We start from the raw sequence: 23,485 nt of genomic DNA, 5'->3' as shown, positions 1-23,485 counted from the left end.
AAGGGGCAATCGGCCGTCACCCGGACCACGCCGTCGGCCGGCCACCGGTCCAAGGCCGATGTGAAGCGACGTAGAACATCCGCTTCGCTGCCCACGTGTACAGGAACTCCATACGTCTCCCCAAACCGCCTAATGGCTTCGTTTTCGGGGGCTTCTCCGGTCGCCACCGCCAATTGGTCGACCAGACGAGCCCGGCGCAAACGATCGAGGAGCCGCCCGAGCAGCGGGACCCCGAGGATGGGCGTGAGGACTTTGCCCGGCAATCGCCCCGAACCCATGCGCGCTTGGACGAGAGCGATCACATTCATACCTGCACTGCCGCTCCCCCGCGTTTCATGCTCCGTTCCATCGCCTCGATGACTTCGGCAACGCGGAGCGCCTCGCTTGCTCCCAAGAGAGGCTTTTCAACGCCATTGAGACACTTGACGATGTGATCCACAACAGGCAGGAACGTGCTGTCGGTGGAAATCTCCCTCGATTTCAGCTCCAGTTCCGGCTGGGAGAATCGTTTGCTCTGTCCGAGGCCGAAGAACTCTGCCCGAAAGCCGAGATCGGTCAAGCGGATCCGACCACGGCGACCGATCAAATCCAGCTCAAATGATCGATGGTCGCGGAAATGGGTTGTCAGCAGTGCCGCCTTCACGCCGTTGCGGAACTCCAGCCACCCATCCACATTGGGATCGCCCGTATGCCCGGAGTCCGTATGGCTTTTCCCGGCGTGGACCCGTTTCGGTGTTCCTATGAGGTGGACGATGAGATCGAGTCCGTGCGATCCCCACGACCGGAGACCGCCTGTGTAGAGAAAACCGATCTGCACAATCTCGCCGATTTCCCCTGCGCGAATTCGTTGCCGGACCTTGCGGACAAGAGGATTGCATCGGCGCAAGTGGTTGGCCAGGAGCAACGCCCCCGAACGTTCGGATGCGGTGACGACTTTCCTCGCTTCCGGCATGCTTTCGGCGAATGGAACTTCGCTCAGGATCGTCTTCACACCCGCTTGTACCAAGCCTCGAATCACCCGTGCACGTGCTGCGGGGGGCGTGGCCACGGAAACGAGGTCGGGGACTCCCTCCTTGAACAACGCCTCGGGCGTGCGAAAGACGGGCAGGGTGGGATAGAGGGCCCGGATTTCCCGCACCCGAGCCGGTTCGTTCTCCACCACTCCGGCGAAGCGGATGCGCGGATGGGTGGCGTAGGCGCCGGCGTGGGTGGAGGGTGGGATGCGGCGCCGGTCGACCTCCGCGAGCACGCCGATCCACGTTCCGCCGACGACCGCCGCGGAGTAAGTCCGGGGGGGGGGCTTCAATTCAGCATCTCAATGGAGCGGGCCGAGCCGCCAAACGTGTGAATGAGTCGCCAGTGTCGCCGTCCGTTTTGGATGGAAGATCCCCGGAGCCGGAACCGGGCCTTTTGGAAGGCCCGAAAAGAAACCCAGTTTTCTTTGGGGATGTAGGCCACGATCCGCCTGGGCCGGGCCATCGCGTGGAGGAGCCGGCAACCGTATTGAATGGCGAGGACGCCGAGCCCCCGACCTCGTTCCGACGGCGCCAGAGCGAGGCTGATCTTCCAGGAATCCCTGGCCCCGCGGATCGGCTCGAATCGCACGTATCCGATGATGCCCCGGTGGGGCCGGGAGACGGTGAACATGACGGTGCGTCCCTCGGCGAGCTTGCGTTCCATCCACGCGGCGTGCTGCTTGAGCGGTATGTAGGATTGGTTGAAGGAGGCATAGCGCGCCGTCTGTTCGTTCCGGATGCGCCACAAGGGGCGCAGGTCCCGCCCGGTGGCGATCCGCAGGAGAATCGCGGGAGGCACATAGCCGCGCGAAGCCATGCGCGGTGACGAGCGTCCCGATCTCTCAGCCGGCAAGGTGAGTGGTGCTTTCATGGGGCGTCAAGCGCGGGGTCAGGGCTGGTCTCCGGGCGATGTCCTGGAGCAGCGGGCAGACTCGCTCCCCACTGCGCCCGTCGACGAAGGGATGTCTTCGATCGAGGATGGCGCGGATGCGGGGAGCGAGCGCGGTTCGGCTCCCGAACGAGAGCCGCAGAGCTTCAAAAAGTGTTTCACGCGATCCTTCCAGATTCCGAGTTTCCCAGACGGCCAATCTCTCCCAAGGCTCCAAGGATCGAAAGATATTAAGCGAGACCGTGGGCGTGCCGTAGAAGGCGCTTTCGAGAAGGACCGTGGACTGGAACCCGACGACAAGATCGCTGGCCAGGAGGAGCGGGCCATACTCCGCAGGGGATGTTCCTTGCAGAGTCGGACTCTCGGCGGTGGCGATCCGTCGCCCCCTGCACTGATCCTCCCACCAGGCGGACGCCATGCCGCTCGTCGGGTGGCGCTTGACGAACAGGGTGAACGGGATCGTGGAGGAGAGGGAGGCGAGATCGTCCAGCAGGCGCGTGTAGACTTCTATGAGATCGAGAGTGTGATTGCGCCACGAGAAGGGATTGCCCCACGTGGTGACTATGGTGACGAGCGGCCGCGTCGGATCGAGGCCGAGGCTTTGTCGAACCGTGGCACGGTTGGCGTGGCCGGCGAGGACGAAGTGATCATCGAAAGCCGGATTGCCGGTTACGTGGAGGCGATCGGCGGAAACGCCGCCGCGTTCATACCACTCCGCGCCGGCCGGTCCGTAGACGCAGGCGTGGTCGGCATGGAGCGCTTGATGGAGATTGCGCGTGATGGTCACGCCGTGTTGGAGGGTTACGGAGGGGATGCCCATGCTTCGCGCCATGATGATGCAGGCGAAGGTGACGGGGGTGACATCGTTTTCCACGAGCAGCAACCGGTGAGGCCCGACCGCCTCCGCCCATCGGACGAAGATTTCCGCTCCCTCGTAGATCGGCCACCATTCCGCGGAAAGGGCGGCCCCGTCGAGCGGAACGGAAACCATTCTCCCGAACCGTTCGGAGAGTCCGAAAGATAGCTCGTTCGAGAGGATTCGGGCGGCCACATCGAAATCGGTGGATGCAGGAGGTTGTGTAATTCTGAAATCGGAAAGGGGACGAATGGAATCGCTTCCGCCGATGCCCATGGCTGAGCTCAGAATGGTAGGCAAGTGGATGTCGGCCGTTGCACTCAAACGTCGGATCAGTGGGGCATGCTTGATGGACAAGGCCGCGAAAATCTTGGGTCGGGCGTCGCCCAGGGCCGTCATGGCTTTTCCGTGGCTTGCTGCCTGACCAATTCCTCTATCATTGATTTCATTAGGGGGTAGGCCAGAGCTTGGGTGAGATTGACGCCCCGAACGGCAAACGTGCTTTGCAAGGCGGTTGACTCCACCCAGGCGGCGAGAGCGCCCAGAATTCGTTGGTCGTTTCGGCAGGAGGGGCAGAGATTCTCTTCAATGGGCGGTTCGATCCCACACCCAGGGCAGAGCGATTCTGAAGCCGAAGACATCCCTCTCTGTAGATTCGGCAATTGCACGCCCCTCTTTAGTCGAGAGGAACCGGAACGGCGATCCCCGGCCGGAGGAAAATGATCTGAGCGAGCGGCTTTTCACCCAGTCCATCGGCGACCGCATCACGGTAAGGGCGGAGTTGATCCGCGTAGGCCAGGACTCGTTCTTGGATCGCCGCTTTTCCGGAAATCGCATCGGTCTTGTAGTCGGCAACGATGATTTTCCCATCAAGCCGATAGACCACGTCGATGGCGCCACGCAAGACGCGACCGTCGTCCATCCGGCGGATGAAGGGGAGTTCACGCGCCAGGATTTCCGCTCGCGCCAGGTCGGCGAAAACCACCGATTCCAAAAAGCGATCGAGAATTCCCCTTGCGGCATTCAGGGCATCCGCGGGCACAGGTCCGGCTTCGATGGTAGTTTGTGCTCCGGCTTGCTCAACCCATCGGGCCAAATCCGTCGGTTGGGTGAAATCCATCCGCATCAAAGTGGCGTGGCACAGCGAACCAATCAGAAGCGCGGTCCTCCCCTCCGCTCGTGGGCCTTGCTTGGCTTCGCGCAAGTCCCACGTCCACGGACGACGAGCTGAAAGCGGGTGGGAGCCATGCGTCGAGTTTGGAGATGGCGCGGGATGGAGGGCGGGTCCCCGGTGCGCGTCCGAAGTTCCGGCGGACGAGGGGCTGAGGAAGAGGGGGCGATTCTGCCGGGTGCGATGATCCTCCATGCGCGCTTTCCAACGTTCCGCATAATCCGGAGGGATGGAAAGAGAACGGGGCGCGGCGGCGATATTCCGTCGGCCAGACTCGGACGCGTCCGGCGCGCCGATTCGTCGGATTTGTATCATGGCCTCTTCATCTGGCCTGAACAGGGTGGGTCCATCGCCCGCTGTGGCCAAGGCTTCCCTGAAACCGGGAACCTCTTGGAGAATTCCCATTAGGGGCAGCTTGCTCCGGACGCCTTGCCTGCTCGTTCCCCAGAAAGCGAGTCGTTTCCGGGCACGAGTTGTCGCGACATAAAGAAGCCGCCTGGCTTCCTGCCCGGCCAGTTGCTCGCCCAGGGTTTCCAAAGCTTCCACGTCTCCCGTGTTCCATTCACCGAGGACGGCCGCCGTGAAATTCCGGAACGGATTCCAAGTCACTCGGGCGGTCTTGTCGGACCGAAGCTGGATTCCCTGATTCATCATCGGGACGATGACCACGTCGTATTCCAACCCCTTCGCCTGGTGAATCGTGAGGACGTGGAGGGCATCCATCGATTCCTCGGAAATGGGGCTCTCGGCTTCCTCTTCCAGATCCCTCCTTCTCCGCCGCATGCCGAAGACGAAGGCCCGGAGCGATCGTCCCATCGCCCCTTCCTCGCTCGCCAATCTCCGGATTTTCAGGAGATTGGCCACGGCCTGCTCCCCATCGTAGCCGGCCGAGGCGATTTCGAGAACCGGAAGGCGGTTGAGCGCCAGATCCACGACTTCCTCAAGCGTGCGCCGTTCCGAGGACCGGTGCAGGTCCGCCAGGACGTCGTAAAGCCACCGGACTCCCGCGGGGAGTTTCTTGCCGGCGGTTGCATAGTCCAAGCCACCCAGTAACTTCAGATCGAGCAGGTCTTGGTCGGTACACCCTCCGAGGGGGGAACGGAGGACGCCCGCGAGAGACGTCCGGTCAGCCGGATTGTCGATGGCTTGAAGAAGGTTCAGGAAGTCTGTCACTTCCGGGCGGGCATAGAAATGTTTGGTTCCATGGACACTGTGGGGAATGCCTGACTGTCGGAGCCGATCCAGAATGGGTGAGATGGTGGTCATCTTTCTTGCCAGGATGGCTGCGCGTCCCCATTCGACGGTCCCATCCGGTTGGGTGATCTCCGGCTCGATCGACTCGCGCAGCCACTGAGCCAGTGCGGCGCCTTCGAGGTCCCCCGCCTTCTCCGCATCCGCGTCGCCCGTTTCGCACCAGTGCAACTCCACCGCTCCTGGGAGCCCTTCATGCCCCGGCTGGAGCATCAGGGGCACGTGCCGGGGATTGTCCGGTCCTTGGAAGACATGGCTGAAGATTGCGTTTGATGCGTGGAGTATGGCCGGCGCGCTCCTGAAATTGGTTTGGAGATACAGCAGGTGGGCTGAATTCGCTCTGAGGATTTCTTTCACCGTTTCGTAAATGGCCACATCCGCATTCCGGAAGGAGTAGACCGATTGCTTGGGATCCCCCACGACAAACAGTCGCCCCCGTTCAAGCGACCATCGACCCATGGGACAAGCGGGGTTCGGGGGATGATCCCGTTCACCCGACAGCCAGAGCACGATCTCGGCCTGGATCGGATCGGTGTCCTGAAACTCGTCGACCAGGATCGCCCGGAAATCCTGGCGGATTTGCTTCCGGATCGTGGGGTGGGAGCGCAGCAACCGGACGCTTCTGGAGAGGAGGGCGTCGAAGGGGAGGAAGCCTTTCCGTATGAAAAGTTCGCGGGTCTGCTTCGCAAACGGATCAAGAAGCCGGACGGCTTGGAGGATCGGCGAATCGGAGGCCGCAGGATCCCGGCCCTGCCCACCGAGGGATTCAGCCAGATCATCGGGCCGAAGGTGCGCGGAAAGGGATTTCGCGAATGCCTTCAAGTCCGGCAGGGAGAACTCCGTGAGGATCGTCCGCAGCGCGGGATCGCCGGGCTTCGAAAGGATTTTCCGGGCCCATTTTTCCCATTCAACATCGAAGACGCGATCGAATTCCGCGCCGCTGTCGACTCCAAAGCCCGGATCGACCCCGGATTCGACGGGGTGCATCCGAAGCAGGTGGGCGCAGAAGCTGTGCATAGTGCCGATGCGCGATCGCTCAAGGCGGCGCAGAGAATCTCGGGACATTTCCGCGGCGCGATCGGGGCCGCATTCTACGTGATCGAGGAGCGCTCTCAGCCTCCCGGCACGTTCGGCCTCTGTCGCCGGCGGATGGGGGTCCCACGGCAAGCCCGAAGCGATCCGAGCGAGGTGTTCCGAGATCCGGAGTCGCATTTCGGCTGCCGCCTTATCCGTGAACGTGATGGCCACGATTTCCTCTGGAGTCAACGGCCGCCCGGGTGAGAACGAACGATTTCGGCTGAAGAGGCGGGAAAGATAATGGAAAGCCAGAACCTCCGTCTTCCCCGTTCCCGCGGCCGCCTCGATCATGAGATTCTGCTCTGTTCCTTCCCACGCCTGCTGACGTGCCTCGGAGTCGGGAAGCTGCTCGTTCATGATGGAGACTTTGCTTTCCGGGTTTTCGACAGGGTGGTGCGAGCAGGTTTCTTCTCGCTCTCCGGTTTGTCCGTCCGGGCGACGGTTTCCAGCCATCCGAACGTGGCCCCGTGCTCTGCGCGGCGGCGGGACGGGGGATGGTCGCGCCGGCACATGATACGATACTCGCACCGGTCACAAGGCGAATGGGAACCGGCCGGCCTGAGCTGAAAGTCACCCGCGTGAATGCGATGGACGATTCCGGCCAATAGGGACGTCAACCGCTCCCCACGTTCTCCGGACCAGTCCTCATTCGTGAAAGCCTCCAGCCGAAAAGGGTCCCCCTCCAGCCGGGGGCCGATGGGAACCAACGTGGTCCTCACGTCGGCGGGCGGTTGGATTCCCTCCTGGCGCAGGATTTCACCGGCGAGGAGGGCATACAAGGGAGGTTGCAGGTTCCGCCCACGCGCGGCATTCTGCCAGCAGCTCTTGAGAAATCCGTCCGTTTTTGAGGTCTTGAATTTCCAATCGATGACTTCCACGGCGTGGGGTGCCTGGTGCGGCCCAAGAAGGGCCATGCGGTCCACCCGGCCGGTGAGCCGGACATGCCGTTCGACGCCTTCGGTCTCGAGGTCAAGCAGGGTTGAGGCTTTCCTCTCGACGAGGAGTCGGTCGGCCCCCAGTGTACTCAGCCGTTCCAGATCCGCCGGGATGATCCGATCCAGCAGGAGGTTTCGGATCGCACCTGTTCTCGCTTCCCACACCGTGGGATACCCTCTCCCAGGTTCGCTCGCGAACTCCTCGATGGCCTCGTCAAAGGTTTTCGAAAACGCCGGTCTCCAGTCCGTTACCTTTCCGCGCAGAAGCCCCGATTGGTCCACCCAGCGGCCGAACCGGGCCAGGACGGAATGCACGAAGTTTCCCAGGAGCATCGGGGTGGGCCAATCGTCTTCTTCCACGTCCGGCCACGGCTCGAGATCCAGTACCCTCTCCGAAAAGAATCGGAAAGGGCAGGAGACGTAGCGTTCCAGGAGGGACGGCGAGAATCCCCCGGGGGAATTCATGATCGCCGGTGGATCGGCCGGCCTGACCCGTCCGTCGTAGGCGCCGGGGACCGTCCAGCTCTCGATCATCTTCATCGCCCCGAGGGAGCGAACCAGGGCTTCGACGGGATATTCGAGGAAGGTATCGAGGGTTTCGACCGGACGGCTCACGGCGGCGCCGGCGACCGCGATCTCGCGAGGTGTGGTGAACGATCCCGTCCACAGGTCCGCGACTGGAGATCGCTCGAAGTTCGTTTTTTGACGGTCCGGGCGCGGGAGGCGAATCTCTTGGCGAGGGGCCAACCCACCGGCGGCTGCCTGCTGGAGCTCGTGTACGAAGGGAGAAGCCAGAGCAGGCGCGCCATCGTCGTCCGACCGCTGATACAGGACCACCATCTGCCGGCGTGCCGCATTGGCGAGCAGGCTGAGCAGGAGCCGGTCCTCTTCGTGCCCGGCGATTTTCTCGGCCAGCCTCATGTAGTGGCCGAGCTTTTCGATCTCCTTCCTTGCGCGCCGTGTGATCAAGCCCCGAGAGCGGTCACGCAGCAAGGGATCCTCTTCGACCGCGCGCGGGAACCCTTTGGAGTTCATGCCGAGAAGGATCAAGAGATCGAACGCGTAGCCTCGCGCCGACATCGCCGTCAGTATCTTCACGCCGTCCGATCGCGGCGGACCGGCCGGAAGCTCGATGCTGCGCAAGGCATGATCCAAGCCCCGGTAGAACTCATCCGCGGTCACCGCGGGAAGGATGCCATCGAGCATCTCCAATTCTCCGAGCACGGTGGTGAACTGGTCCATGATCGAGTTCTCCTCCTCCGTTGGCGATTCACCGGCAGGGGGAGTGATGAGCAACGTGGACACGATCTCTTTCAGGCGCCGCGCGTGATCGGCCCACGGAGCGGATCCGGTGGTCAAGGACTCGACCGCCTTGCGGAGAGTTTTGACCATGTGAAGGAGGGTCTCGATGCTTTTCCGGGGGACCGCCGGGCCGAGTTCGTCTTCCGAATCTTCCGAAATCTTTGTGGCGAGGTGCCCGAGTCGCGCCTCCCACGATTCGGGAGTGGTGATGCCGGCGAGACGAGACGCGTAATCCCATATGGCCGGCTCGCGGCGGATGGAATCGGGAACCCGGACGTACGGGCTGGACAGGAGCTCGATCACGGCGCCGCGTCGGAATCCATCCAGCATGAAATTGGGGAGCGCGAGCAGGGTTTGGATGAGCCGGTGTTCGGCGGCGGGTTTTTGCTCGGGGGTGGTGAAGGGGATCCCGTGCTCACCCAGGATCCGCCGCAGCCGGCTCCAATAACCGCCCCAATTTCGCGCGACGAGCCCGATCTCCGAGAAGGGGGTGCCCTGTTCCTCGTGGGCGCGGAGGATCCATTTGGCCGCGGTGCGCACTTCATCCTCGCCTCCTGAGACGCTGACCACGTGGAAGGCATCGTCCGGTGACGCCTCTCCCGTTGGGAGATCGAACAATCTTGCGTGGAGGCCCGAAAGGGGGCTGGGATCGGGATCCGAGCAAATTGTGATCTCTCTTGCCAGTCCACGGAGGAAGGACTCGAAATATCGATTGGCGTATTCGTAGGAGGGACGCGCCCTGCGCTTGGGGGCGACGGCGATGGGAATGAATGCGTCAACCGCGTGATTCGACGCGATGGTGTGAAAGAGATCGGTCTGAATCTGCGTCAGGTCGTAGAACCCGTAGTAAAAGATCCATGCGGCGCGGGCGAGAAAACCGGACCGGGGAACATGCTCGATGGACATTTCCGCGAGGTTCGCCTCCGTGACGAGGTTCTTCCGAAGGAGGGAGTCGGAAAGGTCGGTGAAGAATGCCATCAGTTCACTTGCGTGGGTGAGTTCCCCCATCTCGGTGATCTCCATCTTGCGCCCGGCTGAGGCGTTCGATTGTTCTTCCAGCCAGAGGTGGGCCAGGCGGGGGTCGACCCGACCCTCTTGAAGATCGCGCAGGGTCGAAGCCACGGAATCGGGTCCCGCTTGGAGTTCAGCCAGGCCGGCCAAGGGGCCCCCGACGGTGCGAAGATGTGCACGGATGATCTCCCGAAGCATGAGAGCGGAAGGAGGGGGCGCTGGAACTCCCGTCGCGTCTTCGAGAATCCGCAGGGCCAGCCCATGGAGTGTGCAGAAGTGGAGGGCAAGCCAATGACCTTCCCGAGCAAGCACCCACTGGAGTCGCTCGAGGAGATGCCGCGAAGGGGTGACGATGACCAGGGGGGCGATGGGACCGCATTCCCGTCGCACCTGGCGAAGACGCTGGACGAACGCGTTTTCGAGATTCGGATGGAAGGCCCCGAGAAAAACCGAGTAGGGCATGCCCCCCTTTTAACCGGAAGCCGGGCTTTTTCCAATGCCTACCCGAGCCTGGTAGGGATCTGGCAAGGGCGCGACGAGTATGGTTAGATCGGGCCGGTAATCATGTCACCATCTTTTCTCGCGGTCCTGGCCATTTCGGGCGCCGTCCTACTCGCCGTTCTCATCGTCATCCTCGTGCGGATTTCGTCGATGGAAAAACAATCGGAGTCCACGGCACGGGCTCTCCGAGAAGAATTGGCCCAGGCACGTCAGGAATCATCACTCCTGGCCCGTCAGGGGCGGGAGGAACTGACGGCCGGTATCCGATCCTTTGCGGATTCCCTCCACGCCCAGGTCACGGCCATGGCGGACCTCCAGGCGAAACAGCTCGGGCTGTTTTCAACGCAACTCTCCACGTGGAGCGAAGCCGGGCGGCAGGGCCTGGAGAAAATGCGGGAGTCGGTCGAGTCGAGATTGAGATCGCTCCAGCAGGACAACAGCGAGAAACTGGAGAAGATGAGGGAGACCGTGGACGAAAAACTCCAGGGAACGCTTGAGAAGCGTCTCACCCAATCATTCAGCCTGGTGAACGAGAGACTGGAGCAGGTGTACAAGGGGCTCGGCGACATGCAAAGTCTCGCCTCGGGCGTCGGGGATCTCAAGCGAGTCCTGAGCAATGTGAAGGCGCGCGGGATCATGGGTGAGATCCAGCTCGAAAACATCCTCAGTGAAATTCTGACGAACGAACAGTACGACAAGAACGTGGTGACGCGGGTTGGCTCGCGGGAGCCGGTTGAATTCGCGGTCCGGATGCCGGGGAGGGACGACGGCCACGGTGTGGTCTGGATGCCGATCGACGCAAAGTTTCCGGTGGAGGACTACCATCGGTTGCTGAATGCGCAAGAACTCGGCGATCCGGCGGCGGCCGAGGCTGCGGGGAAGCAGATGGAGGGGCGCGTGAAGTCGCAGGCGAAGGACATCAAGGAGAAATACCTCGATCCGCCGAACACCACGGAGTTCGGAATCATGTTTCTCCCGTTCGAGGGATTATATGCGGAGGTGATCCGGCGCCCGGGATTGTTTGAAACGCTTCAAAAGGACTACCGGGTCGTCGTGACGGGACCGACCACGCTCGCCGCGTTTCTGAATAGTTTGCAGATGGGGTTCCGAACCCTGGCGATCCAGAAGAGGTCGAGTGAGGTGTGGCGGCTTCTGGGAGCGATCCGGACGGAGTTCGGGAAATTCGGAGAACTTTTGGAGCGGACCCAAGCGCAGATCCAGACCGTGGGAAACACCATCGCCGGCGCCGCGAGCAAGTCCCGCACCATCGAACGCAAGCTCAAGGACGTGGAGGCACTCCCCACCCCGGATGCCGCCCGGCTCCTCGACGATGAATAGTCGGAATATTCTTGAATAATCAGTGACAGTATACTCTATTGTGTCGAAATAAAGTATACTGTCACCTATTATCCGCGTGGCCATGACGCCACAGCTCCGGAAGCGCGTCCGTTCGGCGGCCCGCATTCTCCTCATGCGATGGCTGGGGCCCTACTTCCGCCTGAGGGCGGCGAGGCGGAGGCTGTGGGCGTTGGCCCCGCATAAAGCCTCCTATGCAGATGCCTTGAAAGCAACCCGGGCGTGTCAAGATTTCTGGTCCGCCCAGAAAGAGGTCGAAATTGTCGCCTTGTTGGAATTGGTCGAGAAGAATGCCCCTCGATATGTGTGTGAAATCGGGACTCGGTTTGGCGGCACCTTCTTTCTCCTCTCAAGGGCCTGCCGGCCGGATGCCACGCTTATCACCATCGATTGCGAGATGCTCTTCGAACGGCGACTCATCTACCGGTCGCTGGGAGTTCCCGGCCAGCGCCTTGTTCCTATTCACGGTGCATCGAGCGCGCCGGCCATTCTCGAGAGGGTCAGGCGCGAGTTGGGATCCCACCTCCTCGACTTGTTATTCATCGACGGCGACCATTCCTACGAGGGGGTGAGTCGCGATTTCCGGCTATACTCGCCCTTGGTGAGACGCGGCGGGTTGATTGTCCTCCATGATATTGTCCTCGATCATCGGCAGCGGTACGGGAAAGAAACCGACAACAACAGCGGGCAAGTGCCCACGTTTTGGAATGAGGTCAAGCAGAAGTACGCGGCCCGCGAGTTTGTGGGGAATCCAGATCAGAATGCCTATGGGATCGGCGTTCTCCAAGTCTGACTCCCACATACAGGCGATAATCGGTGACAGTATACTCTATTGGGTCGAAATAAAGTATACTGTCACCGATTAGCCAGATTATCTGTGAAGTACTTTGTTGCATCGGGAAGAGACTGAGTTTGCGGCATTGGGGGGAGGGCGGCGACGAAGCGGGCGCCGTAGCTTTTCGTCAAGACGCGCGAATCGAGGATGGCGATGACGCCGCGGTCTTTCGCAGAGCGGATTAGGCGTCCCACGCCCTGGCGCAGAAGTAGAATGGCCTGGGGGAGCCCGTATTCCGCAAACGCGTTGCCGCCGCGTGAGGCGATGAGTTCCGCCCGCGCCTGCGCCATCGGATGGTCCGGTGGCTCGAAGGGTAGCTTGGTGACGATCACGCACCGAAGCGCTTCGCCCGGGACGTCCACCCCCTGCCAGAAAGTCATGGTCCCCAGAAGCACCCCTTTTCTGGACTTCCGAAAATCCTCGAGGAGTTGTGTGGGTGTTCCGCGGCCGCCCTGCACGAAGAAGTCGAATTCCCTGAATTCGGCCCGGGCCTGAAGCGCCCTCTCCATCCATTCCAGGTGCTTGTAGTTGGTGAAGAGGATGAAAGTCCCTCCCCCCGCCGCTTGAAGGAGGGAGGTGCACTCCGCCTCCATGCTTGCCAGATACTCCTCCCTGGCCGCGTTTCGTGGGTCTGGAACTCGTGTGGACAGATAAAGAAGGGCCTGCTCGCGGTAGTTGAATGGCGAATCCAGCTTGGCTTCTTTCACATGGGCGAGACCTAGCTGGGAGCGGACATACGAGAAGGAGCCTTCCGTGGCGAGTGTGGCGGACGTGAACACCACGGCGCGGGGCTTCTCCGAGAGAAGCGAATTGAATCGGTCCCCCACCTCAATGGGGGAGGAGCGAAGCGCAGCCCGATGGGCAGTCCGCAGCGGCAGGGCTTCCGCCCACCGCACCTCGTCCCCGCTTTGGCCGCCGAGAATTCGGGTCATGGTTTCGGCAGCGGCTTTGCACTGGTCGGAAAGGGCTCGAATCTCCTTCTCCTCTTCATCCGACTTGGAGGCCATGGCACCCTCGTTGAGACGATCGGCGAGAAGAAGCAGGGTGCGGGTGAGCGGCTCGGCATCCAGGCTCGACTGGATCAGACGCCGGGTGAGTTGAGTTCCAGTGGCGGCATGGGGGGGCCTCCGGCGATCACGCGAGGGATCGGCGCCCACGAATTGGAGGAGTTGATCGAAGAAGTCCCGGATCGCCGGGTGCGCTCTGTGGACAAGGGACGCAACTTCGTCTTTCCACGCCGCGGATCGAGTCAGCCTTGCGGCCAGACCTTTTGTGCCGTCTTCTCTCAGAATATCGTCGAGGAGTCGGCGCAGGCCGAAGTTAGATGCTTCTTCCGACGCGAAGGACAAGAAGGCTTCCTCGAGGCGATGTGCTTCATCGAAGATAATGGCGTCGTGGGGTGGCAACAATCCCCCTTCCAGAGACTCGTTGGCAAAGAAAAGGGCATGATTGATCACGAGGATCTGTGCCTCCCTCGCTTCTTCCATGGCTCGTCTCCAGTAGCAGGTGTGCCACGAGGGCCCCTTCCGGCCGAGGCAGATCTTTGGATCACGGCATACCTGGTTCCACACGTCCGATTCGACGGTGAAGAGAAGATCCTGCCTTCGGCCCGACCATTCCGCAGGGGAGAGTTCGGCCAGCCTTTGGAGGGTTGAAGCGTCCTGTCGCGAATCGAAGAGCAGATGGGAATCGCCCATCGCATGTTTGAGGCGTTGCGAGCAGGCGTAGTTGTTGGATCCCATGAGGAGGGCAAAGCGAAGATCGATCGAAAGGCCGGACAGCGCGCGCCGCAAAGCCTCAAGGTCCTTGCGAACGAGCTGGTCTTGGAGTGTCTTGGTGTAGGTGGACACGACCACGCGCTTTCCTTCTGCATGACACCAGAGCGCGGCGGGAACGAGATAGGCGAGGCTTTTGCCGACTCCCGTTCCGGCCTCGACCATGAGCCAAGTGCCCTCCTCGAGTGCTTCCGAGACGCGCTCGGCCATTTCAACCTGTTCCTGCCGAATGGTGAAACTTGGAAGGGCCCCTCGTAGCGGGCTTTCGGTTGTGGCCAGGAGTTGTGAAAGCTCCTTGGCCCAAGATGGGTGGTGTGGCCGGCTCATCGGGCCGGATTCTCGCAGTCTCGGAGTGGATTGCAATCCGTTGGCTCGCACCCGGCGCATCCGCCGGGCGCGCCCTTGCGTGGATGGGGTGTCCTGCTAACATGAGTGAACTTTGGGACGCACCCTTCGCGAAGCGAGCACGGCCATCCATGGCCGTGCATCATGGCTCCGGGTACGACCCATCCTTGGGACGTCGTCCAATCGGCAGGACAGCGGACTTTGGATCCGTCAATGGAGGTTCGACCCCTCCCGTCCCAGCGCTCTTCCGGTGAGAAGTGAATAGTGAGTGGTGAGTGGAGAAGAATCGGAGTCGGAGTAGGCGGGGAAAAGTACAGAAGACGCCGCCCCGCTTGGTGGCATCCGGCCAGTCGCGGCAAGGCAGAGTCATCCTGACGCCGTTTCTGACGGTGGATGCGATCATAGAACTTCGCGGCGGCATCGTGCTGATTGAGCGAAAGAACCCTCCGCCGGGGTGGGCTCTACCGGGCGGATATGTGGAGTACGGGGAATCGGTGGAGAAGGCCGTGGTTCGAGAGGCGAGAGAAGAAACAGGACTGAGAATTCGCTTGGAAGAACAGTTCCACGTTTATTCCGACCCAAGACGGGATACCCGTCGTCATAACGTGGCCGTGGTCTTTATCGCGACCGCGTCGGGAGCCCCGAAAGGCGGGGACGACGCTCGAAACGCACGATGCTTCGCGCAGCAAGAAATTCCATTCGATGATCTGGCGTTCGATCATTCTCGAATCCTTCGCGACTATCTTGCATATCGGAAGTCCGGAGACAGGCCCAAGACGGGGGGCTGATGAGTGCAGCGGTGATTTCTTCGCCGGCCGTCGAGGCCGAGGACCGCCGCCGCCCTCCGCTTCGCTTCGGGGACGGCGATCGGAATCGGCATGGGGATTCGCGCCGGAGGGTGATCAACCGGGTCCTGTGGCTGGTCCTCCTGGGCAACGCTCTTGTGGCGGCGGCCAAGATTGCCTATGGGCTGTTCTCCGGATCGCTGGCTATTCAGGCCGACGGATTCCATTCCACTCTGGATGGGGCGAACAACGTGGTGGCGCTGGCGGTGATGCGCATTGCCGCCCAGCCTCCCGATGAGGGACACCCGTATGGTCATCGGAAGTTTGAGGTTCTGGGATCGCTGGCCATCGGAGTCTTTGTTCTCCTCATGATCCTGCGTGTGGGGGAAGCCGCATGGAGCGCGCTCAAAGGCGCATCCCACCCGTCGCTGGGGGTCGAAGCTTACGGCGTGATGTTGGTGACGCTCGCCGTCAATCTTGTGGTGACGACCTACGAGCAGCGTGAAGGGAGGCGGTTGGACAGTGCCCTTCTGACGGCCGATGCGCGCCACACGCTGGCCGATGTGTTTGTGACGCTCGCCGTGCTGGTCGGGGTCCTGGGCGTTCGGTTGGGCTGGGGGAAGGCGGATGCCGTGGCTTCGATCGGAGTCCTGGCGCTCATGGCGTGGCTCGGGTACACCATTTTTCGCCGGGCGATCCAGGTTCTTGCGGATGAGAGCGTCATCGATCCGACTGAACTGGTGCGTGTGGTTGAGTCGATTGGGGGTGTCCAGAGGTGCCACCGGGCACGTTCCCGAGGGGGATCGGGGGATGTGAAGGTGGACGTGGTGATCGAGGTGGACCCGGAGATCAGCGTCAGGAGCGCCCACTCGATCGCCGACCGGGTGGAAGAGGCGATTCAGAAACGCTTTTCCGAGGTTGACGACGTGGTGGTTCACGTGGAACCCTTGGAGAAAGCGTGACGAGTGAGGTGAGAGGTGAGAAGTGAGAGACGAGAGGAGCGAGACGAGAGGAGTGAGGCGAGAGGAGTGAGGCGAGATGTGAGAGTCAGGAGAAGGTTGAAAGTCCATGTGAAGGTGGGGGATTTCTCCATCGGCGACGGCCAGCCGCTCTGTCTTATTGCGGGGCCCTGTGTGGTCGAATCAAAGGAGATTGCGCTGGAGGTGGCCCGGCATGTGAGTCGGTGCTGCCGGAAGCGGGGGATCAACTACCTCTTCAAGTCTTCGTTCGACAAAGCCAATCGGACGAGTGTTCGATCCTTTCGGGGACAGGGTATGGATCGTGGTTTGGAGATTCTGGCCGAAGTGAAAGAAAAGGTGGGGGTGCCGCTTCTCACGGATGTCCACGATGTGTCTCAAGTGGAGAAGGTGGCGGGGGTGGCGGACATTCTTCAGATTCCGGCGTTCTTGTGCCGCCAGACGGATCTTATTCAGGCCGCCGTCCGGACGGGGAGGATCGTCAATATCAAGAAAGGCCAGTTCGTCTCACCGGAAGAAATGAAGAACGTGGTGGAAAAGGCGTCGGCCGCCGGCAACGGGAACATCCTGCTGACCGAGAGAGGCACCATGTTTGGATATCAAAATCTGGTGGCCGATTTTCGGTCTCTGCCGATCCTCCGCGGGCTGGGGTGCCCGGTGGTGTTCGACGCGAGCCACAGTCTCCAGAGGCCGGGCGGATTGGGCCATGCTTCCGGCGGTGATCGACAATTCATCGCGCCGTTCGCGAGGGCTGCGGTGGCGATTGGAGTGGACGCTCTCTACATCGAAGTCCATCCCCGGCCGGAACGCGCGCTCTCGGACGGGCCGACGTCCCTCCGCCTCGCGGACCTCGACAAGCTGCTGGATGACGTGGTGAAAATCAGGCGGGCGATTGGTCCCCTGGGGGCCCGACGTAGATTCTAGGGACTCGGGAGGAGATTCCGCAGAGTACCCCAACGATGGGGGCACGTCTCCCTTTCACCAATACGTGGCCGCCAACTTTGCCACCCATGCCTTCCGAGGGATTCGATCGCAGGCGGCTGAGTCCGTCCGCGTACCCGATAGGCAACGTTGCGATCACGGAGGGTCGGCGCGTTCTGAACGTGCCACCGTAGCTGATGGGCGTGTCGGCCGGTAGCTCTTTTAGGAACAGAATTCGCGTGGACAGTGAAAGGATCGGTTCCAATCGGACGGCGGCGCGGCCTACATCGAATGGACTAACTCCATATAAGGCGAGCCCCGGCCGGATCGCGTCAAACAGCGCGTCCGGATGCCTAAGCACGGCAGCGCTGTTGGCTGCGTGCCGAATGGGGAGTTGGCCATTGCGGCCCTTGAAAAGCTCCGCTGCCGTGGTGAATGTTCTCAATTGGTGTGTCGTGAACTCCGGGTCGATATCGGCCTTCGCGAGGTGAGTAAACACGCTCTCGACACGGAGGTTGGGACAGTCCTCAAGGGTTTCGGCCATGGCCGGGCACTCGGCCGGCGTGATTCCCAGGCGGCCCATGCCCGAGTCGATTTTGATGTGTATGGGAAGGTGCACTCCGAGGCTTCGTGCGGCCGATTGGAGGGCACGGGCCATCTCCTGGGAGAACAGGGCCGGGGTGAACCGATAGGCGGCGATGAGATCGGCGCTGGAAGGCTGAAGGATCCCGAGGATGAGAATGGGCTTTCGAATGCCGGCCTCCCGCAGCTCGATGGCTTCTTCGAGCGAAACAACAGCCAGACGGTTCACTCCCTGCAATTCCAGCCTTCGGGCTACCTCCACGGCTCCGTGACCGTAGGCATTGGATTTGACCACGGCGATGAATTTCCTTGGGCCGGCAAGCTGCTTCAGGGTGAGAAAGTTCCGCCCCAAGGCATCGAGGTCGATCGTGCAGACGGTGGGGCGGAAAAAGCGAGGCGATTTCAGATTTGAGAATTGAGATTTCAAGGCAGCCCGGCGGGCGAAACTACTGCATCATGGTCGGCTTGGGTTCCCCGGCGAGGATCTCGATGCGTCCGAATCGTTCCTCGTAGATCCGCATGTTTTCCATCAGCGTTTGGAAAATCTGCTTGGCGGCCACCGGGGTGAGAACGACCCGACTGCGAACTTTTCCCTTCGGTTCCAGCGGCTGGATGAAGATGAAATCGACTATGAATTCTCCCTGCTTGTGGGTGACGGCGCAGAAATTCGAATAGACTCCCTGCCCAATCGGCTCGTCGATTTGGATTTGAATTTGCTGCTCTTTTCGAAGTGTTTCAGACATCGGACCTCCCGGTTAGCGTGTCAGCCCTCTTTGACCCCCACTGTGGAGGGTGATACTATCACACAATCCCCGGAATGACATTTCATGAGAATTTATTGCATTTGTGACGATCCGTTGGTGCCCCATCTTTTGCGCGGGGTGCGGAACGATCCAAAGGATATCCAAGTGCTCGTTCCCGAGCATCGCCATGCGGCGCAACTTCTGGATGAGGGATTTCAGGCCTGCCAGGTGGATCTCGCATCGATCGATACTTTTCGGTCGCTCAAGCCCGGCGCCGGAGATATTTTCGTCGTCGAACTGACCGATCGCGAGCGAACGCAGGAGGTGCTGCGCACGCTCAGCGAGATATTCCCCCAGAATCAGGGTCTGATCCTCCAGACGGATTCCACGCTGGAGATCCAATCGCCGAACGGGATGAATTACCTCCATGTGCCCATTTGGGACGTCTTCGGCCACGGGGTGGGGAGGGATCTCCGTCGGCTGCGATCGCGGAAGAAGGTTCAGGAACTTCGATCCACGCTGGAAGGTTTGGCCGATTTTGCCATTCTCCTTCACGACAACCCGGACCCGGACGGCATCGCGAGTGCCATGGCGGTTCGGACGATAGTGGGGCGGACACGGTCGACCGCCCCGACGGTCACCTTCGCCCCGATTACGCGTCCTGAAAACCTGGCCATGATCAAGCTGCTGGAGCTGGAGGTGCGGCAGGTAGTGCCTTCCGATCTCGAGAAGTTCGGCGGCCTGGTCATGGTGGACGTCCAGCCCACCTACTTCGCAGGGCGGATCAAGCACGTAGACGCGGTTCTAGATCATCATCCCGAGCAATCGGATTACACGGCGCGTTTCAAAGATATCCGGACTTCCTACGGTGCTACGTCCACTATTCTCTATGAGTACTTGGAGGCGCTGGAGACCCCGCTTCAGGAGCGGTTGGCCACTGCGATGTACTATGCCCTCAAGGTCGACACCCAAAAGCTGGGGGTCCACATGAGCCCCGCCGACATCCGGGCTTTTTCGGGGCTGTTTCCTGTTGCCAACAAGACGACCATTCGCAAGATCGAGCAGCCCGAACTCACGCGGGAGGATTTCGATTCGTTGGTAAAGGCCTTGGAAAGTAAGAAGGTCTACAAGGACATGATTTTCGCCTACCTCGGGCCCGTGGAGCGGGAGGACACGCTGGCCCATCTTGCGGACCTGTCGCTTTACCTCGAACGGATTCGTTGGGCCGTGGCCTGTGGCGTGCTCGGCGACAATCTGGTCGTCTCGATTCGGAACAATGGCCACGTGAGGAGCGCCGGTGAGCTGGCGAAGCTGTGTTTCGGGGAATGGGGGAGGGCCGGGGGCCACCGGTCGATGGCGAAAGCGATCGTGCCCCTTCCGGAATTCAACCAAAGATTTGGGAAGGACGTCCTCAAGGGCGTGGTGAAAGTGATCCGGGCGGGACTGGGCTTTAAGGGGACCACGAAACCCCGGAACGGCGAAAAAGTTTCTTGATCTGGGGTTGCTTCGACCCCGGCATTGGGCTACAATGCTATGTACCTGAAACCATGGACGGTTTTCTAACGCGCATGGAATGCCAATTGCTTCTTTCCCGACTGTAATGAGAAAACCGCCGGCTTTCGCGCCCACTCTTCTGTGTTTCCTGATGGTCCTTGCTGGTTCTTGCGCGACATCGACGGTCGGAGGGGGGGGGGTGGATTGCAAGGCGAATCCCAGCGATCCCTCTTGCAAGACCGGTGGCACCCTCGGCTCCGTAAAACTCAAGATGGAGATCTACAAGGGCGGCCGCAAGTGCACCGACCCCGTCAAGTGTGCGGCGTACACGGATGGGAAGGATTCAGTCGAAGTCCGGTGCATTGCGGCTCGGCGGGATTCCAAGACCAAGACGGATGTCCCGGCCAAGGACCAGAAGCTCAAGTTCAGTGTCGATCTCCCCAAGGATTTTGCAAGCGAGAACCCCCTCGCCCTGAGCTGCACCGAGAACTGCATCACCGGGGATGATGGGGTTACGAAGACGGTGGCCACGAGCACCTATCAGTCCGGACTGGAGCTTCCCGTCAAGTGCGAGTTGCAGGATTCGAAGTCGAAGGCGAGCGCTAAATCATCTGTACGGTTCAAGGAACCGGCGCCGCAAGTGACGGTTACGGTTCAAGACGGTAAGCTGGTGATGGGAAGGGGAACTGCCGACGAGGCTGTGATCCAAGCTACCGTTCTCCTGGGCACCACGACTCCTCCTGCAGGCGCTGCGGTGCAGTTCAAGGTGGACGATATCGAAACGGCGAAGCTCGCGACGACAACGGCCGGATCGACTCTGGCAGGTTCCGTCAGCGTCTCGCTGGACAACACCGGCGTCGCCATGGCGAAGCTCAAACCGATTCCGAGCACGAGTCAGAATGCGTCCAACGTTTTCCTCCGGGTGGAGGTGACGGCGGCGTTTGGGACCACCTCGGCCACGGGGTATACTTACTTGGTTGTTGGCAATGGCCCGGCGGCCATCCTTTCCGCGGACAAGGCCGTAGCCGATGCGGATGGGGCGTCCACCATCAAGCTCTCGGCGGGCGTGGCGGACAAGAACGGCGCCCGGGTTGCCGGCGCAACGGTTCGATTCGAAACCGACGCCGGGATCTTTCCGAATCGTTCAAAGTCTTACGAAGTACAAACCGATTCTACCGGCAATGCTTCGGCGGCGCTGGTCAGTCTTCAGCCGTCCAGCGGAGTGGCAAAGGCGACGGTGGTCTCAACGCTGGAGAATTGTCCTGCCAGCGGATGCGTGAGCCAACTTTTGACGGTTACGTTCGTCGGGACGGCCATTTCGTGCGACGTGGGGAAAATCAGCAAGCTGGACTTGACCTATGAGAATTGTCCAGCGGGACCGGAGGTCACCCCTTGCCGAGTGCAGAATGATGATGATCCGGATACCACTCCTGTCGAGAACGAGGTTACCGTTTTGGCGCGAGCGTTGGACACAGCATCAAAACCTCTTTCAAATCAGGTGGTCCGCTTCTGTACGTGCCTTCCGCATCGGGTAGAAACATCAACTCGCGGGACGATCGCCACGACCGACGGGGCAGGGTTGGCGAGGATTACGTTCAAGGCCGGATTCAAACCTCAGACCACTGCGGTTCTTGGATATGTCGGCTGTCCCGCTACCGACCCATGCGCGGACCTTTGTTCCGGATCCGGGGGGGGGGGGACTTCCTCGTCCACCGAGACGGTCGAGTTCATCCAGAAACAGGTCCCCATCATTGTAACGTCCTCCTCCGGCTACACCATCGAATTTGACCAGAGCCCGATCCTGATCGGGGTCTTGGGCACGGGGAACGATACCGCCGAGTTGAAGATCGCCGTGAAAGACCAGTCCGGAAGTCCTGTGAGGGACGGCACGAAGGTCCGTTTCTACCTTGTGAAGGGCGGCGGCGGCGAGTCGTTGGCCTCCGAAGCGGGGGCCAGGAGCGATGAAGCCTTCGAGGAATCGGTGCAAGGGGAGGCGAGCACCCGGATTCGCGGTGGAACCGTTCCAGGAAATGTTCAAGTGGGTGTGGATGTAACGGTCCCAGGTGGCAAGGTGATCACCGGCACAATCCAGAACATCATCATTCAGTCTGGCCCGCCCGTGACCGATCATTTCGGTCTGGCGGAAAATCCATTCAATATCATCGGGCTACTCATTTTCGGAGAAGAGGTGGATGTAACGGCCTTCGTTGGCGATAGGTATGGAAACCCCCCGACTCCCGGCACCTCCGTCTTTTTTGCAACCGAGGCCGGCATCATACAAGGGGGTGGAGGCAAGGAGCTTTCGGACACCGGCAGCGTAACGGCTACGCTGGTCTCGGCTGCGCCGCTTCCGCGCGTGATCGAGTCGTTTCCTGGTCCCTCTTACTGTCCCAATGATTTCGACTCCTCCAACGAGGGAACCCCTGCCGATTACGACGATCCGAGTGATGGGCGCGGAACCGTCGTCGCCTACACCAAGGGGAGCGAAGGCTTCATCGACATGGATGGGGACGGACTTCACATAGAGGATGGCGGTTGCATCCCAGGGAAGCAGTGTCCCGCCGATCAACCGGGGTGTAGCGCCGATCCGGCGGAATCCAACGGAGTGTGGGATGAATGCGATGATCGGGGCTCTGGGCCGAGGGATGGGATCTGCCAAAGCAACGAATTCAATTCGTGCGACGACCGGGACAGGGATGGCGAATGCTCGGCCACTGAACTGGCCCTACCCCGGGTCTGCCGCCTGGGTGAGGACATTTTCTGCATACTCTGCACAAGTGCTTGCGGAACTGGAACCAATGCCCCCACGACCGGATACGCCAAATTACGTCACAAGGATTCCACGAGCCGGGATACCGCCAAGATGCCGGACAAGGCCTGCGTCCGCCTCCTGCACGATCGTGGGGAACCCTTCATCAATTCCAACGAGTGCGTTTTGGGGGATGCAGGCTATCCCGAGAAGGATTTGGACGAGATCTTTTTTGATATTAACGGCAATGGCGTTTACGATCCCCCGAACGGCCGTTACGAAGCCTCCAATGCTTCCGTGTGGGACGACATACGCGTCGTCTGGTCGACTAGGGTGGGCACCTTCAGCATTGAATGTTCGCCGAGAACCCCTTCCGGTAATTGTGGTTCCGGTTGCACCGGTACCTACCTTACCAATCAGGAATTCCTGATTGCGGATAAGTGCGGTGCTAATTTCATCATCCACGTGGCGGACCAACTGAAGAACCCGGTGGTCGCCGGATGCAGTCTTACCGTGAACTTTCCGTCGGGATCTTCCACGACCAGCGGTGGGGGAACCACAGGATGCACCAATCCCACTCAGACAGCCCCAAACTTCACCGTGGCTGACTGTGTGGAACCGGATACGGGATTGAGCACGGGATGCACGGCGTTCCGCTTCTCGTTCACCGATCCGGACATTTGCACATCCAGTCCGACGACCATTGATGCGTCCATCTCGGTCGACTTGACGGGCTGCAAGAACCTTGGCCCTTCAGGGGCCGGGAAGATTACCGCCACAATCAACGGGAAGTATCAGTAGGGCTCAGCGTTCAGCCTTCGGCGGCTAGTCGTCGGCCCCTTGACTGAAGGACTTTCCTGTCCCGTCATTCCTGCGGAAGCAGGAATCCAGATTCTGGGTCCCCGCCTGCGCGG

Annotated in this window: 16 protein-coding genes and 1 tRNA gene; 8 read left to right on the top strand and 9 right to left on the bottom strand. The window is 60.9% G+C overall.

Annotated features, from left to right (window positions below):
* The 6 genes from HYT87_19105 to HYT87_19080 form a co-directional block, all read right to left on the bottom strand.
* Positions 1–278 (bottom strand): hypothetical protein (locus HYT87_19105; GenBank protein ID MBI2061853.1); only part of this gene is annotated, 278 nt, incomplete at its 3' end.
* Between the two features lie 26 nt (positions 279–304).
* On the bottom strand, positions 305–1,306 hold the full coding sequence (locus tag HYT87_19100) for a Gfo/Idh/MocA family oxidoreductase (GenBank protein ID MBI2061852.1): 1,002 nt from the start codon (positions 1,304–1,306) through the stop codon (positions 305–307).
* Positions 1,303–1,833: a GNAT family N-acetyltransferase gene (locus HYT87_19095; protein ID MBI2061851.1), complete on the bottom strand. Its 531-nt coding sequence runs from the start codon at positions 1,831–1,833 to the stop codon at positions 1,303–1,305. The genes HYT87_19100 and HYT87_19095 overlap by 4 nt, the downstream gene beginning before the upstream one ends.
* A 25-nt stretch (positions 1,834–1,858) precedes the next feature.
* Positions 1,859–3,160, bottom strand: coding sequence for a hypothetical protein (locus HYT87_19090; protein MBI2061850.1), 1,302 nt, complete (start codon positions 3,158–3,160; stop codon positions 1,859–1,861).
* A 277-nt stretch (positions 3,161–3,437) separates the two neighbouring features.
* Positions 3,438–6,617 (bottom strand): UvrD-helicase domain-containing protein, encoded by a 3,180-nt coding sequence (locus tag HYT87_19085; GenBank protein MBI2061849.1) that lies wholly within the window; start codon positions 6,615–6,617, stop codon positions 3,438–3,440.
* Positions 6,614–9,970: a PD-(D/E)XK nuclease family protein gene (locus HYT87_19080; GenBank protein ID MBI2061848.1), complete on the bottom strand. Its 3,357-nt coding sequence runs from the start codon at positions 9,968–9,970 to the stop codon at positions 6,614–6,616. Before HYT87_19080 ends, HYT87_19085 begins: the two co-directional genes overlap by 4 nt.
* 102 nt (positions 9,971–10,072) lie before the next feature.
* Between HYT87_19080 and rmuC the strand changes: the two genes are divergently transcribed.
* Together rmuC and HYT87_19070 are read left to right on the top strand one after the other, a co-directional pair.
* Positions 10,073–11,347: a DNA recombination protein RmuC gene (gene rmuC / locus HYT87_19075; protein MBI2061847.1), complete on the top strand. Its 1,275-nt coding sequence runs from the start codon at positions 10,073–10,075 to the stop codon at positions 11,345–11,347.
* Positions 11,348–11,429: 82 nt separating this feature from the next.
* Positions 11,430–12,158 carry a class I SAM-dependent methyltransferase gene (locus tag HYT87_19070; protein MBI2061846.1) on the top strand — a complete coding sequence of 243 codons (729 nt, stop codon included), beginning with the start codon at positions 11,430–11,432 and terminating at the stop codon, positions 12,156–12,158.
* A gap of 62 nt (positions 12,159–12,220) precedes the next feature.
* Here the strand turns inward: HYT87_19070 and HYT87_19065 are convergent, their stop codons facing one another.
* A complete protein-coding gene (locus HYT87_19065) occupies positions 12,221–14,302 on the bottom strand; it encodes a hypothetical protein (protein ID MBI2061845.1) in 2,082 nt (693 codons plus the stop codon).
* A 186-nt stretch (positions 14,303–14,488) separates the two neighbouring features.
* On the opposite strand from HYT87_19065, the gene HYT87_19060 reads away from it, so the two are divergent.
* From HYT87_19060 to kdsA, 4 genes are all read left to right on the top strand, one after another.
* A tRNA-Gln gene (locus HYT87_19060) sits at positions 14,489–14,560 on the top strand.
* Between the two features lie 131 nt (positions 14,561–14,691).
* The gene (locus tag HYT87_19055; GenBank protein ID MBI2061844.1) at positions 14,692–15,108 is read left to right on the top strand and encodes an NUDIX hydrolase; all 417 of its coding nucleotides are present in this window, start codon (positions 14,692–14,694) and stop codon (positions 15,106–15,108) included.
* Positions 15,108–16,067: a cation transporter gene (locus HYT87_19050; GenBank protein ID MBI2061843.1), complete on the top strand. Its 960-nt coding sequence runs from the start codon at positions 15,108–15,110 to the stop codon at positions 16,065–16,067. The genes HYT87_19055 and HYT87_19050 overlap by 1 nt, the downstream gene beginning before the upstream one ends.
* Positions 16,068–16,163: 96 nt before the next feature.
* Entirely contained in the window at positions 16,164–17,006 is an 843-nt protein-coding gene (gene kdsA, locus HYT87_19045; GenBank protein MBI2061842.1) for a 3-deoxy-8-phosphooctulonate synthase, read from the top strand.
* Here the strand turns inward: kdsA and alr are convergent.
* Both alr and HYT87_19035 read right to left on the bottom strand, forming a co-directional pair.
* Positions 16,963–18,012: an alanine racemase gene (gene alr, locus HYT87_19040; protein MBI2061841.1), complete on the bottom strand. Its 1,050-nt coding sequence runs from the start codon at positions 18,010–18,012 to the stop codon at positions 16,963–16,965. The genes kdsA and alr overlap by 44 nt on opposite strands.
* Positions 18,013–18,031: 19 nt before the next feature.
* Complete coding sequence (locus HYT87_19035) at positions 18,032–18,328, bottom strand: DUF3467 domain-containing protein (GenBank protein ID MBI2061840.1); 297 nt, start codon at positions 18,326–18,328, stop codon at positions 18,032–18,034.
* A gap of 117 nt (positions 18,329–18,445) precedes the next feature.
* Between HYT87_19035 and HYT87_19030 the strand changes: the two genes are divergently transcribed.
* Both HYT87_19030 and HYT87_19025 read left to right on the top strand, forming a co-directional pair.
* Entirely contained in the window at positions 18,446–19,822 is a 1,377-nt protein-coding gene (locus tag HYT87_19030; protein ID MBI2061839.1) for a DHH family phosphoesterase, read from the top strand.
* Between the two features lie 199 nt (positions 19,823–20,021).
* Positions 20,022–23,372 carry an Ig-like domain-containing protein gene (locus HYT87_19025; GenBank protein MBI2061838.1) on the top strand — a complete coding sequence of 1,117 codons (3,351 nt, stop codon included), beginning with the start codon at positions 20,022–20,024 and terminating at the stop codon, positions 23,370–23,372.
* Positions 23,373–23,485: the final 113 nt, after the last annotated feature.

Source organism: Nitrospirota bacterium (genome assembly GCA_016180645.1).
Taxonomy (GTDB): Bacteria; JACPQY01; JACPQY01; order JACPQY01; family JACPQY01; genus JACPAV01.
Note: the sequence above shows the minus strand (reverse complement) of the source record. Positions and strands in the feature narration are given on the sequence as shown.